At 73.4% G+C, this 14,878-nt stretch carries 17 protein-coding genes; 4 read left to right on the plus strand and 13 right to left on the minus strand.

The genetic code is table 11. The annotated features are described in order from the left end of the window. Position 1 precedes the first annotated feature (1 nt). Together AC4BGE_RS03935 and AC4BGE_RS03940 are read right to left on the minus strand one after the other, a co-directional pair. A complete protein-coding gene (locus AC4BGE_RS03935; protein WP_490574411.1) occupies positions 2–583 on the minus strand; it encodes a mycothiol transferase in 582 nt (193 codons plus the stop codon). Continuing rightward, positions 580–1,662, minus strand: a complete 1,083-nt coding sequence (locus tag AC4BGE_RS03940; protein ID WP_490574412.1) for a DNA polymerase domain-containing protein — start codon at positions 1,660–1,662, stop codon at positions 580–582. Before AC4BGE_RS03940 ends, AC4BGE_RS03935 begins: the two co-directional genes overlap by 4 nt. Before the next feature lie 59 nt (positions 1,663–1,721). On the opposite strand from AC4BGE_RS03940, the gene msrB reads away from it, so the two are divergent. Next, positions 1,722–2,138 (plus strand): peptide-methionine (R)-S-oxide reductase MsrB, encoded by a 417-nt coding sequence (msrB, locus tag AC4BGE_RS03945; RefSeq protein WP_490574413.1) that lies wholly within the window; start codon positions 1,722–1,724, stop codon positions 2,136–2,138. A 76-nt stretch (positions 2,139–2,214) separates the two neighbouring features. Here msrB and AC4BGE_RS03950 read toward each other — a convergent pair whose 3' ends face one another. The 4 genes from AC4BGE_RS03950 to hemQ form a co-directional block, all read right to left on the minus strand. Next, positions 2,215–2,769, minus strand: coding sequence for a glycosyl-4,4'-diaponeurosporenoate acyltransferase CrtO family protein (locus AC4BGE_RS03950; RefSeq protein ID WP_490574414.1), 555 nt, complete (start codon positions 2,767–2,769; stop codon positions 2,215–2,217). Positions 2,770–2,817: 48 nt separating this feature from the next. After that, positions 2,818–4,173, minus strand: coding sequence for a hypothetical protein (locus AC4BGE_RS03955; protein WP_490574415.1), 1,356 nt, complete (start codon positions 4,171–4,173; stop codon positions 2,818–2,820). 60 nt (positions 4,174–4,233) lie between these two features. Continuing rightward, a complete protein-coding gene (locus AC4BGE_RS03960; protein ID WP_490574416.1) occupies positions 4,234–5,094 on the minus strand; it encodes a hypothetical protein in 861 nt (286 codons plus the stop codon). Between the two features lie 61 nt (positions 5,095–5,155). After that, positions 5,156–5,887 (minus strand): hydrogen peroxide-dependent heme synthase, encoded by a 732-nt coding sequence (gene hemQ, locus AC4BGE_RS03965; RefSeq protein ID WP_490574417.1) that lies wholly within the window; start codon positions 5,885–5,887, stop codon positions 5,156–5,158. A gap of 142 nt (positions 5,888–6,029) precedes the next feature. Here hemQ and AC4BGE_RS03970 point away from each other — a divergent pair, with 142 nt between their 5' ends. The 3 genes from AC4BGE_RS03970 to AC4BGE_RS03980 all read left to right on the plus strand — a co-directional run bounded on the left by AC4BGE_RS03970 (position 6,030) and on the right by AC4BGE_RS03980 (position 7,924). Beyond that, positions 6,030–6,509 (plus strand): hypothetical protein, encoded by a 480-nt coding sequence (locus tag AC4BGE_RS03970; protein WP_490574418.1) that lies wholly within the window; start codon positions 6,030–6,032, stop codon positions 6,507–6,509. A 58-nt stretch (positions 6,510–6,567) separates the two neighbouring features. After that, positions 6,568–7,428, plus strand: a complete 861-nt coding sequence (locus AC4BGE_RS03975; RefSeq protein WP_490574419.1) for an AraC family transcriptional regulator — start codon at positions 6,568–6,570, stop codon at positions 7,426–7,428. Positions 7,429–7,537: 109 nt separating this feature from the next. Further along, on the plus strand, positions 7,538–7,924 hold the full coding sequence (locus AC4BGE_RS03980; protein WP_490571637.1) for a hypothetical protein: 387 nt from the start codon (positions 7,538–7,540) through the stop codon (positions 7,922–7,924). 6 nt (positions 7,925–7,930) lie between these two features. Here AC4BGE_RS03980 and AC4BGE_RS03985 read toward each other — a convergent pair whose 3' ends face one another. From AC4BGE_RS03985 to AC4BGE_RS04015, 7 genes are all read right to left on the minus strand, one after another. Beyond that, entirely contained in the window at positions 7,931–8,353 is a 423-nt protein-coding gene (locus AC4BGE_RS03985) for an HNH endonuclease signature motif containing protein (protein ID WP_490574420.1), read from the minus strand. Beyond that, complete coding sequence (locus AC4BGE_RS03990; RefSeq protein WP_490574421.1) at positions 8,302–9,357, minus strand: DUF222 domain-containing protein; 1,056 nt, start codon at positions 9,355–9,357, stop codon at positions 8,302–8,304. Before AC4BGE_RS03990 ends, AC4BGE_RS03985 begins: the two co-directional genes overlap by 52 nt. 433 nt (positions 9,358–9,790) lie before the next feature. After that, positions 9,791–11,167 carry a protoporphyrinogen oxidase gene (gene hemG, locus AC4BGE_RS03995; RefSeq protein ID WP_490574422.1) on the minus strand — a complete coding sequence of 459 codons (1,377 nt, stop codon included), beginning with the start codon at positions 11,165–11,167 and terminating at the stop codon, positions 9,791–9,793. Positions 11,168–11,179: 12 nt separating this feature from the next. Further along, positions 11,180–12,550 carry an MFS transporter gene (locus AC4BGE_RS04000; protein WP_490574423.1) on the minus strand — a complete coding sequence of 457 codons (1,371 nt, stop codon included), beginning with the start codon at positions 12,548–12,550 and terminating at the stop codon, positions 11,180–11,182. Further along, on the minus strand, positions 12,547–13,155 hold the full coding sequence (locus tag AC4BGE_RS04005) for a flavin reductase family protein (protein WP_490574424.1): 609 nt from the start codon (positions 13,153–13,155) through the stop codon (positions 12,547–12,549). The genes AC4BGE_RS04000 and AC4BGE_RS04005 overlap by 4 nt, the downstream gene beginning before the upstream one ends. Next, positions 13,152–13,700, minus strand: a complete 549-nt coding sequence (locus tag AC4BGE_RS04010) for an NADPH-dependent FMN reductase (RefSeq protein WP_490574425.1) — start codon at positions 13,698–13,700, stop codon at positions 13,152–13,154. Before AC4BGE_RS04010 ends, AC4BGE_RS04005 begins: the two co-directional genes overlap by 4 nt. Continuing rightward, positions 13,697–14,866 carry an LLM class flavin-dependent oxidoreductase gene (locus AC4BGE_RS04015; protein ID WP_490574426.1) on the minus strand — a complete coding sequence of 390 codons (1,170 nt, stop codon included), beginning with the start codon at positions 14,864–14,866 and terminating at the stop codon, positions 13,697–13,699. The genes AC4BGE_RS04010 and AC4BGE_RS04015 overlap by 4 nt, the downstream gene beginning before the upstream one ends. Positions 14,867–14,878: the final 12 nt, after the last annotated feature.

The raw sequence follows: 14,878 nt of genomic DNA on the forward strand, positions 1-14,878 counted from the left end.
GCTAGTCGGTGCCCGGGGTCGCACCGGCGCCGCGGCCGAGCTCGGCCACCACGTCGAGGTGACCGGCGTGCCGGGCGTACTCGGCCAGCACGTGGAAGCAGATCCACTCCAACGTCGGGGGGTGGTCGTCGAACCGGCCACCGACCGCCGCCCTGGCTGAGAGGGGATGCTCGTGGAGGATCTGGCGCGTCCGCTCGGCCACCGCCTCGAGGCGCTCCGCGAGCCGCTCGGCGGTGACGGCGTCGGGCACCTCCCAGCGCGCGTCCCCGCGCACCTCGTGGGGGTCGTCGGGCCGCTGCGGGTCGTCGGTGTTCCAGTCGCCCCACGGGTCGCGGACCGGCTCGGCGAGGAAGCCCCAGACGAACCAGCGCTGCTCCATGTGCATCAGGTGGGAGAGCAGCTCGAGGGGCGACCAGCCCGACGGGACGAGGACCCGGCGCCGCTCGCCGGCGTGCATCTCCAGGACCGTCGTCACGACGTCGGCGCGAAGCCAGTCGAGGTAGTCGCTCCACCGCTCCGCACCGGCGGCCCCGAACCGGCCCGGCTCACGCCGGCCGCTGGGCGCCCGGCCCTCCCCGCTCACGGCTCGACCCGGTTGCCGTCGTCGTCCCAGTGCTCGGCGACCTTCTTGCTCGGCTGCACCCGAGGGGGCTCGCCCGGCATCTTGGGGTGGTCGGGCGGGTAGTTGAGCTCGCGCGGGTCGGCCTCCCACAGCTCGAGCAGCGGAGCGAGGTCGTGGGCGACGTCGTCGATCTCCTGCCACGGGTCGCCACCGGAGGCGAGCCGCTCCGGCACGGTGAGGAGGTTGAAGGCCCGCGGGTCCTTGACGTCGTCCAGCTCCTCCCAGGCGACCGGGGTGGAGACGGGGGCCCCGGGCAGCGGCCGCAGGGAGTATGCCGAGGCGATGGTGCGGTCGCGGGTGTTCTGGTTGTAGTCGACGAAGATCCGCTCGCCCCGCTCCTCCTTCCACCAGGCGGTGGTCACGCCCTCGTCGTGCTTCTCCAGCTCGCGGCCGAGGGCGATGGCGGCGTGCCGGACGTCGGGGAACTCCCACTCGGGACGGATCCGGGCGAAGACGTGGAGCCCCCGGTTGCCGCTGGTCTTGACGAACGGCCGGATGCCGAGACCGGTGAGCAGCTCGCGGGCGACCTGCGCCACCCGCACCACGTCGCCGAACGAGGTGCCGGGCTGCGGGTCGAGGTCGATGCGCAGCTCGTCAGGACGGTCCACGTCGGCGCTCCGCACCGGCCACGGGTGGAAGGTGAGGGTGCCCATGTGGGCGCACCACACGGCCACCGCGACCTCGGTCGGGCAGATCTCCCGCGCCGTGCGCCCGGAGGGGAAGGTGATCTCGACGGAGTCGATCCAGTCGGGCGCCCCCTTGGCGATCCGCTTCTGGTAGAACGCCTCGGCGTCCTTGTCCTGCGGCCCGGTCGCCAGCTGGAAGCCCTCGCGCACGCCCGAGGGCCACCGCTCCAGCGCGGTGGGCCGGTCGCGCAGGGCCCGCATCAGGCCCTCCCCGACGTCGGCGAAGTACTGAGCGACCTCGACCTTGGTGATCGCGGGCGTCCCCTCGGTCGCCTCGTAGATCACCCGCTCGGGGGAGGAGACCCGGACCTCCCGCTCCCCCGCCTGCACAAACGCCTCCGCCGCCTTCGCCATGGGCCCATCATGGCCTCCGGCGGCGACAGGGGCCACCACGCGATGGATACCCTCTGCCCATGGGCTACCAGGTGGAGAAGACCGACGAGCAGTGGCGCGCAGAGCTGACCCCCGAGGAGTACGCCGTGCTCCGCCAGGCGGGCACCGAGCGCGCCTTCACCGGTGAGTACAACGACACCGACGCCCCCGGCACCTACTCCTGCCGCGCCTGCGGGCACGAGCTCTTCGAGGCCCAGACCAAGTTCCACTCCGGGTGCGGCTGGCCCAGCTTCTACGAGCCGCTGACCGACACCATCGAGTACATCGAGGACACCTCCCACGGCATGAAGCGGGTGGAGGTGCGCTGCGCCAGCTGCGGCTCCCACCTGGGCCACGTCTTCCCGGACGGCTACGGCACGCCCACCGGCGACCGCTACTGCATCAACTCGCTCAGCCTCACCCTGAAGCCGGCGCAGGACGCCTCGTCCTCGCAGTGAGTCCGATCCGGCGGCCGTCGACCGCCGACGCGTCGAGATGCCTCGCCTGATCCTCCGGCTCCACAGCTCGGGGTGACTAGGTCTTCCTGGCGAGCCTGACCGCTAGGGAGTGAAGGCGGGCACGCAAGAGCCGCTGCAGCAGCGCCGGGTACAGGTGCAGGGGCAGCGCAAGGACCGCCAGCCACACCGCGCCTCCCCATTGCCCTGCCGAGAGCACGCCGAGAGCCACGGCCGCCGCAACGAGAAGGCAGATGCTGTGGCCGACCTCGGAGCGACGTGTGTGCTGCTCGAGCTCATCCAGGCCCTCCCGCGTGCCGTCGAACCCCCGTTCCCTCGCGATGACCCGGTTCCATCCGATGACGTCGAGCAGCTTCCCGAACAGTCGGACCCCCAGTGCCGGGTAGAGCCGCACCTCCCAGGGCCTGACCCGGAGCCACCCGTGATCCGGGATCCGTACCCGCGGGCCGACGATCGAGGACACCCACGCCATCAGGATGAAATGAGTGACCCAGGCGAAGGCGAACCCGGTCCGGCCGAGGAAGACCCACGCCGCTGCGATGCCTCCGGCGGCGAGTGGCGTGGTCAACGACGCGACCAGCATGACGCGCGCTGACGTGAGGGGGTGGGACACGCGAGAAGGCTATAGAGGCCGGATCGGGTGCCGGGACAGGTGACTCCCTCAGCGCTCGCAGCCCTTCCTCACCTCGGCCCGGCAGCTGTCCGTGCCGCGGAAGCCGTGCGCCCAGTCGCGGCCCGGGCCACCGATCAGGCGGTCGTCGCCCCATGCGCCGCCGAGGCTGTCGCGGCCCCGGCCGCCCGCGAAGTCCGCCCGCTTGTTGCGGCAGGTCTCGGAGAAGTCGAAGTACTCGTAGAAGATGTCCGGGAACACCCGGACCCGGTCGCGACCCGCGAGGGCCCGGACCTTCATCCGGCAGCCCTCCACGTAGATCCGGTCGGCCCGCGAGCTGCCGCGGACCGTCACGTCGCGCGCCAGAGCGTAGATCCCGGCGAACCCGTCGATCTGCACGTCGGCGCCCGGGCGGCCCACGTCGACCCGGCCCCGGCCGAGGTCGACCGACATCCGGCGGGAGTCGCTGCCGATCTGCAGGTCGTTGCGGCCGGAGCCGCCGGCGAGGCGTCCGGTGGGTCGGGTGACCTCCATGATCGCCATCCGGTCGTCGCCGCCGCCCAGCTCGACGTCGTAAGCCGTGTGGCCGCCGGGGTCGGTGGCCAGGTAGAGGACGTCGCCGCCGCCGTGACCGCGGTAGGTGAACGACTCCGGCGCCGGCCCGTACAGGGTCACCTCGTCGAACCCGGCCCAGTCGAGCCACCGGGCGCCGTCGTCGGTGGCCGTCCGGGCGGCGGCGTCCAGCACGTAGTCGCCGCCGTCTCCGACCAGGTAGAGGACGTCGTAGGCCCGGTGACCGCTCCCCGGCCCCGCGTCGGGTCGCGCGGTGGCCGAGAGCCCCGCCCAGTTCAGGCTGTCGGGCCCGGCACCGAGCTCGACCACGTCCTCGTTGACCGCCGCCCCCCGCTGACCGCTGACGACGTGGTCGCCGCCCGCGCCGGTGGAGATGCGGTCCAGGTCGGTGTCGAGGTGCTCGAACTCCGGACCTCGCGCGCCGGCTTCGACCCGGTCCTCCTCGGGCCCCCCGAGGAACTCGTCCGCCCCGGCGCCCAGGACCACGTCGGAGTAGCCCCGCGACGCGCTGGCGTCCACGACGTCGTCGCCCGGGCCGGCGTCGATCGTCACCGAGCTGTAGCGGGGGGTGTCGGTCACGCAGATGACGTCGTTCCCCGCGCCGGTCTCGACCTCCTGGTCGCCCGCGGTGAGGAGCACGTCGTCGCCGGGGGTGCCGGTGCCGCCCACTTGGGTGACGGGCAGCCCCCGGCAGGTCGCCGGGCCCGCCCCGCCCGCCGGCACGGGGAGCCAGCAGGCGGCGAAGGCGGCCAGGACGGCCACCGCGGGGGCGGTGGTGCGACGGGCCATCCGGCCGCGTTCACTGGGGTGCGCGGGGTGCTCGGTCCTGCTCATGGTTCCTCCCGGGTCGTCGTTGCTGGTGTGACGCCCCGCGCGCCCGGAAAGTTGTGCCTCTCAGTCGTCGGCCGGCACGAGCGCGGAGCGGACCTCGACCAGGCCGTCCCCGTGGGCCTGGTCGACCCACTCCTGGAGCGTGCCGTCGTCGTGGACCACGGTGAGCAGGACCTGGTCGCCCCAGGCCGAGCTGTCCAGCACGCCCGGGAGCTCCTGGAGCTCGGTGGTCAGCGCGACGAGCTCCTCCTCGTCGAAGCGCGCCTGCTGGACGCAGAGTGCGCCGCCCCAGGTCTTGCGCAGCGCCGCCTCCGCACCCGCGGGGTCCTTGGTGACCCGCACGTTGACGATCTGCTCCTCGGGCCTGGTGAGGTCACCGTCGAGCCAGGCCTCCGCATACCCCGGCAGCTGGCCGGCCCGGCGCAGCGTCTCGTCGAGCGCGGCCGCGGAGGTCTTTGCCCGGTTCTCGACCTGCCAGCCGCCGGACGGCTCGGGACACGCGGTGCCCGGGGTCTCCTCGACCGTGACGGGCCCGTCGTACAGCGCCACCGGCACCGCCTCGGTGACCTTCAGCGTCTTGCCGTCCCAGGTGCCGGTGAGCGCGAACTGGCCGTACCGCACACTGCCGCTGGTCTCGTGCTCGGGATGGTCCTCCCAGCTCCAGTCGGAGAGCCGCTGCCCGTCGCACTGCGGGGGCTCCGAGGCCGCGACCGCGCCCAGGCAGACGACCGGCAGGTCACCCTGGTCGAGCACCAGGACCGGTCCCCGGGTGGTCACCTGACCCTCGGCCTCGGGCACCTGGGTGGGGGCGGAGGCGACCGCCTCCTCCGCGTCGTCCGGGGTCTCGGCCTCCGTCCCGCATCCGGTCAGCCCGGCGAGGACCAGGGCGAGGACGGGCAGCAGCAGGCGGGGGCGGAGGGGCATGCCCTGATCATGGCATCCCCCGCTCCCCGAGGGGGCCCGGCGACGTGACCGGGGAGAGGCGTCAGGGCAGCCGAGCGAGGAGCTCGGCCACCGAGGCACGGGCGCCGGTGTAGAACGGCACCTCCTCGCGGACGTGCCGCCGAGCGTCGGAGGCCCGCAGGTGGCGCATCAGGTCGACGATGCGGTGCAGCTCGTCGGCCTCGAAGGCGAGCATCCACTCGTAGTCGCCGAGGGCGAAGCTGGCCACGGTGTTGGCGCGGACGTCGGCGAAGCCGCGGGCCATCTGGCCGTGCTCGGAGAGCATCCGGCGGCGCTCGGAGTCCTCGAGCAGGTACCACTCGTAGGAGCGGACGAACGGGTAGACGCAGATGTGGGCGCGGGGCTCCTCGTCGGCGAGGAACGCCGGGATGTGGCTGCGGTTGAACTCCGCCGGCCGGTGCAGCGCCATCTGCGACCAGACCGGCTCGAGGCGCCGGCCGAAGGCGGTGCGGCGCAGGGCGTTGTACGCCGCCTGCAGCGGCTCGCTGTCCGCGGCGTGCCACCAGACCATCAGGTCGGCGTCGGCCCGCAGCCCGCTCACGTCGTAGGTGCCGCGGACCACCACCCCGTCGGCCGCCAGCTTGGCGAACAGCTCCTCGACCTCGGCCGCCTCGGCGGCCCGGTCGGCGTCGCCGAGCAGGTCCCGCAGCTTGAAGACCGACCACATCGTGTAGCGGATCGAGTCGTTGAGCTCGTTGATGCGCGCGGCGTTGCTCTGGCCGGCGGTGGTCTGCTCCGGGGTGGTGTCGGTCATGCCCCCCATTGTGCGCTGGTGACGCAGACCACAGCACCCGGCCCCGGCCGGGACGCGGTGAGACCCACCTGACAGATGGCGTGGGGCCTGCCATCCTTGCCAGCGGCCCGTGGGGAGCGGGCCGGACCTGGGAGGGTTACCGATGAAGGCTCTTGTGCGACCCCTGACCGTGTGCGCACTGCTCACCGCCCTGACGTTGAGCGGGTGCGGCGAGGACGAGCCGGCGGAGCAGGCGGGCTCCAGCGCCGCGGGCGACCCGACGCCGGCCGACGCGGACGCCGGCAAGACCGACAAGGGCGGCAAGGGCGGCAAGAAGCCGAAGGCCCAGAAGCTGCCCGCGGACTTCCCGGCGGAGGTGCCCCTGGCTGACGGCCTCGTCTCCGTCGCCGGCAAGGAGGCCGGGACCTGGCTGGTGCAGGTGGAGGTCGAGGCGCCGTACGAGGAGGTCCGCGACAGCGCGATCGACCAGCTGCTGGGCGCGGGCTTCACCGAGGAGACCCGCAGCGAGGCCGGGGAGAGCAGCGTGATGCTCACGGCCACCGGCGCCGGGTATGACGTCACGCTGACGGTCGCCGAGACCGGCGACGCCAGCACGGTGCTCTACGCCGTGACCTCGGCCTGACCGCAACGGGCACCGAAGGTCGGACACGCGGGGCGGCGACCCGCCTAGCGTGGCCGGCATGATCACCGCGCTCAACCAGGTCGTGGACGCGGTCGAGGAGCACCTCGACCGCGAGCTCGACGTCCCCGCCCTCGCCCGGCGGCTCGCCACCACCGAGTACCACCTGCGGCGGATGTTCTCCGCCCTCGCCGGGATGCCGTTGTCGGACTACGTGCGCCGGCGTCGGATGACGGCAGCGGCGCACGACCTGCTGGCGGGCAACGACGACCTGCTCACCGTGGCCGTCCGCTACGGCTACGGCTCGGCCGAGGCGTTCGGCCGCGCCTTCCGCAGCGTCCACGGCGCCACCCCCGGCGCCGTACGACGTGACGGTGGGCCGCTGCGCGCCCAGATCCCGCTCCGCTTCCGCCTCTCTGTCGAAGGGAGGTCTCCGATGGAGACCCGCCTCGTCCAGCGCCCTGCCTTCCGGCTCGTGGGCCATGCCGCCCGCGTCCCGCTCCTCCACCGCGGGATCAACCCGCACATCCAGCGGCACGTCACCTCGCTCCCGGCGCAGGAGCACCGGCGCCTGAAGGAGATGTCCGACGGCGAACCGGCGGGCCTCCTCCAGGTCATGGCGGACCTGGATCCGGACGGCCGGGAGGACACCGAGCTGACCTACCTGCACGGGGTGGTGAGCAGTCGGCACGCCCCGGACCTCGACGTCCTCGAGGTGCCCGCGCTGACCTGGGCCGTCTTCCGGACCAGCGGCAGCCATCCCTCAGTGCTGCAGGAGACCTGGGCGGCCACGGCCACCGAGTGGTTCCCCTCCAACCCGTGGCGACTGGTGCCCGGCCCCTCGATCGTGGCGATCCTGGAACGTGCCGAGGACTTCTCGACCGCCACCTGCGAGCTCTGGCTGCCGGTCGAGCCGGGCTGAGCCACCCGTCGCCGGACTTGCCTCGCCAGGACGTGCCTCGCCGGGACCTGCACAGGACCTTCACGGCTTCGCCACCACTCGTGCCCACGACCGCTCCTACGGTGGTGACATGTCACCGAAGAGCGCCTACCGCCTCGGCCTCGCCCTGGCCGTCGCCACTCCCCTGGTGCTGCTGCTCACCGCCGGCGCCCTCGGCATCATCGGGTCCGGGGGCAGGCAGGATCGGGTCTACGTCGTGGTCCTGGCCGTCGTCCTGCTGGGCTCGGCCCTGGCCAGGCTGCGCGCCCCCGCCATGGTGCTGGTCATGCTGGCCAGCGCCCTGACCCAGGCGGTGGTGACGGCGACCGTGCTCCTCGCCGGGGTGCACGAGGACGTCGGAGGGGAGGTCGGCGACCTCCTCGGCGTCAACGCCATGTTCGTGGCGCTCTTGATCGCCGCCGCCTGGCTCTTCCACCTCTCAGCACGCCCGGCCGTCTCCGCGCCGGCGCGCGGGTGAAGCCGGTCAGACGCGTCGGCTGAAACGGACGCCGCCGTCGGGAAGCCTGTGGGTGGCGTATCCCGGGTCGTGGGCCCGATGGTGGTGGAAGGGGCAGAGGAAGAGCAGGTCGCGCAGATCGGTCTGCCTGCTGATCGCCCAGGGTTCGTTCTGGTGATGGGCTTCGCACCAGGTGGCGGGAACGGTGCATCCCTCGGTGCCGCAGGTGTGTTGGGTGAGCATCGTGGCTTCGCGTTGCCAGTGCTTGAAGAACCGGGACTCCGCCCCCATGTCGAGGGGAACGGAGTCCGAGCCGAGCACCACGGGGACCAGACCCGCCTGGCAGGCCAGGCGGCGGACCTGGTCGGCACTGATCCGGGTGAGCTCGTCGCCGTTGGTCAGGATCGTCCCGACCCCGCCACCGCTGCTGCCCGTCCCGCTGCTCGCCACCCCGCTGCTCCCCGTCCCGCTGCTGCCGCCGGGGTGGTCGCAGTCGCCGTGCCCGCTGAGCTGGTCGCGGAGCGCGGCCAGGGGGATGGTGATGAGGATCTTGGTGGCGAGCCGCCGTGGGCGGGGATCCGCGTGGGGTCGGCGGCTTCGAGGAACGCGCAGAAGGCCTGTCCGCGGAGCCTCTCCTGCGGCAGCCGCACCCCGGTGGCGGCATCGGTGTGGGGGAAGGCGCCCAGCCTGGTGGCGGCGCCGTGCTCGTTGCCGGAGTCCTGCTTGGGAGAGGTCCAGGCCTCCAGCACGGTCTTGAGCCGGGCGGCGACCGCGTCGGGGATCCGGGCGGAGAGGTCGGTGGCGCCGTCGCCGCGCCTGCGCAGCACGAGCCGGGTGGCGGCCTGGGCCCGTCGTTCGGCGCGTTCGAGGATCTTGCGTTCGTGCTCGTCGGCGGTCTCGGGCGCGACCTTCTCGAGGATCGCGGCACCGAGGGTCTCCAGGTGGGCGGGCCCGAACGTGGCGGCCGCAGCGATCAAGTGGGCCTCGGCCCGGTGCAGGACCTGGGCGGGGACCTCTTCGCCGGGGAGGGGGTCGGTGACGAGCGCGTCGAGGGCTCTCACGATGACCTTGGCCTGCGGGAGGTTCACCCGCCCGTCCTCCAGGGCCGCGGCGACCTGGCGCCACCTGGAGGCCAGCGCGACCGCGAGCTTCTCCGCGCCCCTCGGGGCGCCGTACCCGGTGCGGGTGCGCGCGTTGAGCCACGCCGCGGCACTCTTCGCCCCGTCGGCCTCCACCACCCCACCGGGCTGGATCGCGGCCTCGATGACCCTCATCCGCAGCGACTCCACCCGGTCGCCCAAACTCGTCAGGTCCAGCAGGGCCTGCCGGTGCGCGGCCGAGGTCAGGTAGAGCGGGTCGACCTCGACGAGGGAGTCCAGCGCCGACGCCATGGTCGCGCAGGCACGGGTGATCGGATGCGTCCCGGCCTGTCCGCCACCGTCCTCGAGGCACATCGCACGACCCCCGTCGCCTGGGCGCCGGGACCGCCGAACCGGCCCCGTTCACTGGTAGGAGTCAACCAGGGAGCGCCGACAGAACAGGCGCAGATCAGGGAGCTGGTGCCACGATGCGGACACCCCTCGTTCGTGGGGATCGTGTCCACCGGATCGAGGTGTGAGACCGCGTCGAAACGAGAAGAAGAGCCACGAGAAGAGAGGCCAACGACGAGGCTCAGTACCGCAGGCCTTCCCCGGAGCGTCAGCGCCCGGGTCTTGCCATCACTGAACTACTCCTGCTCGTCTTGCCGCAGCATCCGACGAAGCCGTACCGCACTGATCAGCCGGCGTCATGCCCAGCTGGTCCCACCTGGCTCTTGACCCTTCAAGCGCCATGCGGTCCCCGTTCGAGAGGATCGGAGGAGCGCTGCGGGGCGCTCTGACCCGGCCCTCAGGCCTGAGCGAGCAGCCGGTCCACCGCGAGCCTCGCCGAGGCGATCACCGCCGGGATCCCGACGCCCTCGTACGCCGCCCCGGCGACCGCCACCCCGTCGGGCAGGCCCGCCCGGGCCCGGGCGACCAGGTCGAGGTGACCCACGGCGTACTGCGGCAGCCCGCCGCCCCAGCGCTGCACGTGGGTGTCGACCGGGACCGCTCGCAGGCCGGTGGCCTCCTCGAGGTCGCGCAACGACCAGTCGACCAGCTCGGCGTCGCTGGCCTGGAGCGCGGTCTCCTCCCCGTGCCGCCCCAGGGAGGTGCGCAGGTGCACGACCCCCTGCTCGGCGCCGGCGGACCGGACCCAGCCCCACTTGGCGAAGGAGAAGGTGGAGGCCTTGATCCGGTGCCCGTCGACCGGGGGGACCAGGAAGCCCGACGAGCCCGACGCCTCCAGCTGGGCGACGTCCTCGGTCCGGAAGGCGAAGGTGACGACCGCCATCGAGGCGTACTCGATCCCGGCCAGCTCCGCGGCGGTCGTGGGGGCCACCTCACGGAGCAGGCGGGCGGTCGGGGCGGCGGGCGTGGCCAGCAGCACCGCCGCCGCCTCGATCCGCTCCGGGGCCGTGGTCGGCCCGACGGTGAGGGCGAACCCCTGCTGCGTGCGGACCAGCTCACGGGCCGCGTGGCCGGTCCGGACGTCGAGCCCCGCGGCGAGCGCCTCGGGGAGCCCGCCCATCCCGCCGGGGATGCCGGCGAAGACGGGGCGGTCGTAGGTGGTGGGGATGGCCGCGCCCTGCTCCAGCAGGGAGCCCCGCTCGGCGAAGGCGACCAGCTGGGGCACCGACGCGCGGGCCGAGAGCCGGCGCGCGTGGCCGGCGTAGACCCCACCGAGCAACGGCTCGACGAGCCGGTCGACCACCTCGTCGCCGAAGCGGGCGGCCACCAGGTCGCCCACCGAGATGTCGCCGTCCACCGGGGTCGGCGGCAGGGAGGGCTCCCGGCGCACCCGGGCCACCCCCTCGTCGGAGAGGACGCCGGAGGCGATCAGCGCGTCGAGGTCCAGCGGCACGCCCATCAGCGAGCGCGGCAGCGGCCGGAGCCCTCCTCGGGTCCAGATCCGGGAGGAGGCCACGGTGGGGTGCTCCACGGGCAGGCCGACCTCGGCCGCCAGGTCGACGCCCTCGGGACGCCGGTTGAGCATCGCCTCGGCGCCGACGTCGACCTGGATGCCGGCGACCTCGTCACGCCGCAGCTTCCCGCCGACCTGGGGTGAGCCCTCCAGGACCATGACCTCGCGCCCGGCCCCGGCCAGGAGCCGGGCGGCGGCCAGGCCGGCCACACCGGCGCCCACCACCACGACGGGTCCGCCACGCGGCACAGCCTGTTGCATGCTCCCAATCTCTCAGACCTCCACGGGCTCCCGGTCGCCGGGGACCCGGGGCCGGTCGGCCCGAGGGGCGTCGTCCGCTCCCCCGTCCAGGGTGTCCAGGTCGCGCCCCAGCGTCTCGGGGAGGAACCGCGCACAGGTCAGCGAGATCACCGCGACCGCCACGTTGTAGGTGGCCACCCACCACAGCGTCCCGTCGCCGCGCGTCACCAGCCACGCGGCGATCAGGGGGGTGAGGCCCGAGGCCACGATCCCCGAGACCTGGTAGAGGGTGCTCAGCGCGGTGTAGCGGTAGCGGGTCTCGAAGAGCTCGGACCAGAAGGCCGCCAGCGGGCCGTAGACCACGCCGTAGATCAGGCCGAGCCCGCCGACGAAGGTGAGGAAGATCAGCCCACGGTGGCCGGACTGGACCATCGCCGCCGCCGGGAAGGCGAAGAGCAGCCCGATCCAGGCGCCGATCCGGTAGACCGGCTTGCGGCCGAACCGGTCGGACCAGGCACCGGCCAGCGGCACCAGCAGCACGCCGAGCCCGGCGCCGACCACGATGCCCTGGAGTGCCCAGTCGCGGGGCAGGCCCATGTTGGTGACGACGTAGGCGAGCAGGTAGACCGAGAAGAGGTTGAAGGTGAACCCCTCGATGAAGCGGGTCCCCATGCCGAGCAGCAGCGGTCGCGGCTGGCTGACCACCAGGTCCTTGAGCGGCAGCCGGGAGACCTCCTTGGCCTCCTGGACCTTGGCGAAGGCGGGCGTCTCCATCACCGACAGGCGGATCCAGGTGCCGACGGCGAGCAGCAGGATGCTGACCACGAAGCAGGCGCGCCAGCCCCAGGCGAGGAACTGGTCCTCGGGGAGCAGCCCGGCGATGGAGAAGGCGATGGCGGCGAGGAACATCCCACCGGGCACCCCGATGTGGGCGAAGCTGCCGAAGAAGCCGCGCCGGCCGGGCGGTGCGTACTCGACCGCCATCAGCACCGCACCGCCGTACTCCCCGCCGACGCCGATCCCCTGCAGCACCCGCAGCACCACCAGCGCGATCGGGGCCCAGACCCCGATCTGGTCGTAGGTGGGGAGCAGGCCGATGGCCGCGGTGCCGACCCCCATGATCAGCAGGGTGAGCAGCAGCATCTGCTTGCGGCCGATGCGGTCACCGAAGTGACCGAAGATGATCCCGCCGACCGGACGCGCCAGGAAGCCGACCGCGAAGGTGCCGAAGGCGGCGAACTGCGCCGCGGGCCCGCTGAGGCCGTTGAAGTAGAGCTTGTCGAAGACCACCGCCGCCGCGGTGCCGTAGAGGAAGAAGTCGTACCACTCGATCGTCGCGCCGACGGCCGAGGCGACCGCGACCTTGCGGGGGCGGGCGGTGGCCGAGTCGACCGCGGCCTTCACGCCGCGTCCTCCGCGCCGGAGCCGCCCGCGTCGCCCGCCTCGCCCGCGTCGCGGACGGGCTCGCCGTTGATCCGCCCGTGCAGGGTGGCGGGGTCGAGGTCGTCGCGGTGCAGCCGCTTGAAGCCGCTCTCGTGGAAGACCAGGGGCGAGCGGTCGCCCTCGGCGCGGACGCCGTGCACCCGCAGCAGCACCAGGGAGTGGTCGCCCGCGTCGACCTCCTGGTGGATCGTGCAGGTGAAGGTGGCCACGGCCTCGTCGAGCAGCACCGCGCCGCCCGGCGTGGTGCGCACGGCCAGGTCGTCGAAGCGCTGGTCGGCCGGACCGGCCAGCTGGCGGCAGAGCTGGTCGTGGTGGTCGGCCAGCACGCTGACCCCCAGCTGACCGGCCTCCCGCAGGGCCGGCCAGGTGTTGCTGGTCCGCGCGATGGAGAAGGAGACCAGCGGCGGGTCGATGCTCACCGACGTGAAGGAGCTGGCGGCGAGGCCGACCAGCCGGCCCCCCACCCGGCCGGCGACGGCGACCACCCCGCTGGGGAAGGTGCCGAAGACGTCACGCAGCACCCGCGGGTCGAGGTCGTGCTCGGCGGTCTCGGGGACGACGGTCATGAGAGGGCTCCTGTCAGGTGGGGCGAGGCGGACCCCGGCGGCGCCAGGTCGAGCAGGGCGGCGACCACCGGGCGGGCGGCGGCGAGCCACGGCTCGTACGCCGCGGGGTCGTCGTGCCGGCTGTCGAGCAGGTAGAGGCTGCGCACCGGCGTGGAGGCCCCGATCTCGGCCAGCACCGGGCGCAGCGTGAACTCCGGCGCCAGCGCGTGCGCCGGGCCGGCGCCGAGCATCAGCGGGACGGCGATCCCGCGCAGGGTGCCGGGGGCGAAGCGGTCCAGGAAGAGCTTGAGCAGCCCGGAGACCGACGCCTTGTAGGTGGGGCTGGCGAAGACCACCAGGTCGGCCTCCCCCACCTGTGCCACCAGCGACGCGACGTGCTCGTCGGACCAGTCGAGGATCGAGGGACCGAGGATGGCCAGGTCGACCACCAGGTCGGGCTCGGAGCCGGTGAGCTCACGGGCCAGGTGGGTGGCCGCCGCCAGCGTCCGGCTCGCGGGCCTGGGGTTGCCGACGACGACGGCCACCCGTGGTCGGGCGCCGGTCACGAGGCGGCCCGGCCGACGGTGGCGAAGGGGACGGCGGCGGTGCTCGCCCGAGCCGTGGGGCGGGGGTCGTCCCACAGGCCGCGCTCGGCCAGGATCGGCAGCACGCCCTCACCGAAGGTGTAGGCGCCCTCGAGGTGCGGGTAGGCGGAGAGGACGAACTCCTCGATGCCGAGCGCGGCGTACTCGGCGATCCGGTCGGCCACCTCCTCGTGGCTGCCGACCAGGGCGGTGCCGGCCCCGCCGCGGACCAGGCCCACGCCGGCCCACAGGTTGGGGTAGACCTCGAGGTTGTCGCGCGAGCCGCCGTGCAGGGCGAGCATCCGCTTCTGGCCCTCGGACTCGCTCTTGGCGAGCCCGGACTGGACGTTGGCCAGCGTCTGCTCGTCGATCCCGGCGAGCAGCCGGTCCGCCTCGGCCCACGCCTCCTCGGAGGTGTCGCGGGTGATGGTGTGGAGCCGGATGCCGAAGCGCATCGGGCGCCCGTTGCGGGTCGGCTCGGCGTCGGCGACCGAGCGGATCCACTCGATCTTCTCCTTGACCTGCGCCGGCGGCTCCCCCCAGGTCAGGTAGACGTCGGCGTGCCTGGCGGCCACGGTGCCGGCCGCGGGGGAGGAGCCGCCGAAGTAGATCTCCGGGATGGGGTCGGGCAGCTGGTTGAGGCGGGCCGCCTCGACCGAGAGGTGCTCGCCGGAGAAGTCGACGGTCTCGCCCTCCCACAGCCGCCGCACGATGGTGAGGAACTCGTCGGCGCGGGCGTACCGCGCGTCCTTGTCGAGGAAGTCGCCGAACATCCGCTGCTCGTGCGGCTCGCCGCCGGTGACCACGTTCAGCAGCAGCCGCCCGCCGGTCATGTTCTGGAAGGTGCCGGCCATCTGGGCGGCCAGGAACGGCGCGACCAGGCCGGGACGGAAGGCGACCAGGAAGCGGAGCCGGTCGGAGACCTGGCTGAGCATCGCGGTGGAGAGCCAGGCGTCGTCGCACCACGCGCCGGTCGGCGTGAGCGCGGCGTCGAAGCCGGACTGCTCGGCGGCCCGGGCGACCTGTCCCAGGTAGGGGACGTCGGAGGGGCGCCCCGCGGCGCCCGGGTTGACCCCGTGGCCGCCGCCGACGACGTGGCGGCCGTCACCGCCGTTGGTGGGCAGGAACCAGTGGAACTTCAGGGACATGACTTCCTCTCG

This window comes from Nocardioides sp. Z50_6 (genome assembly GCF_058215755.1).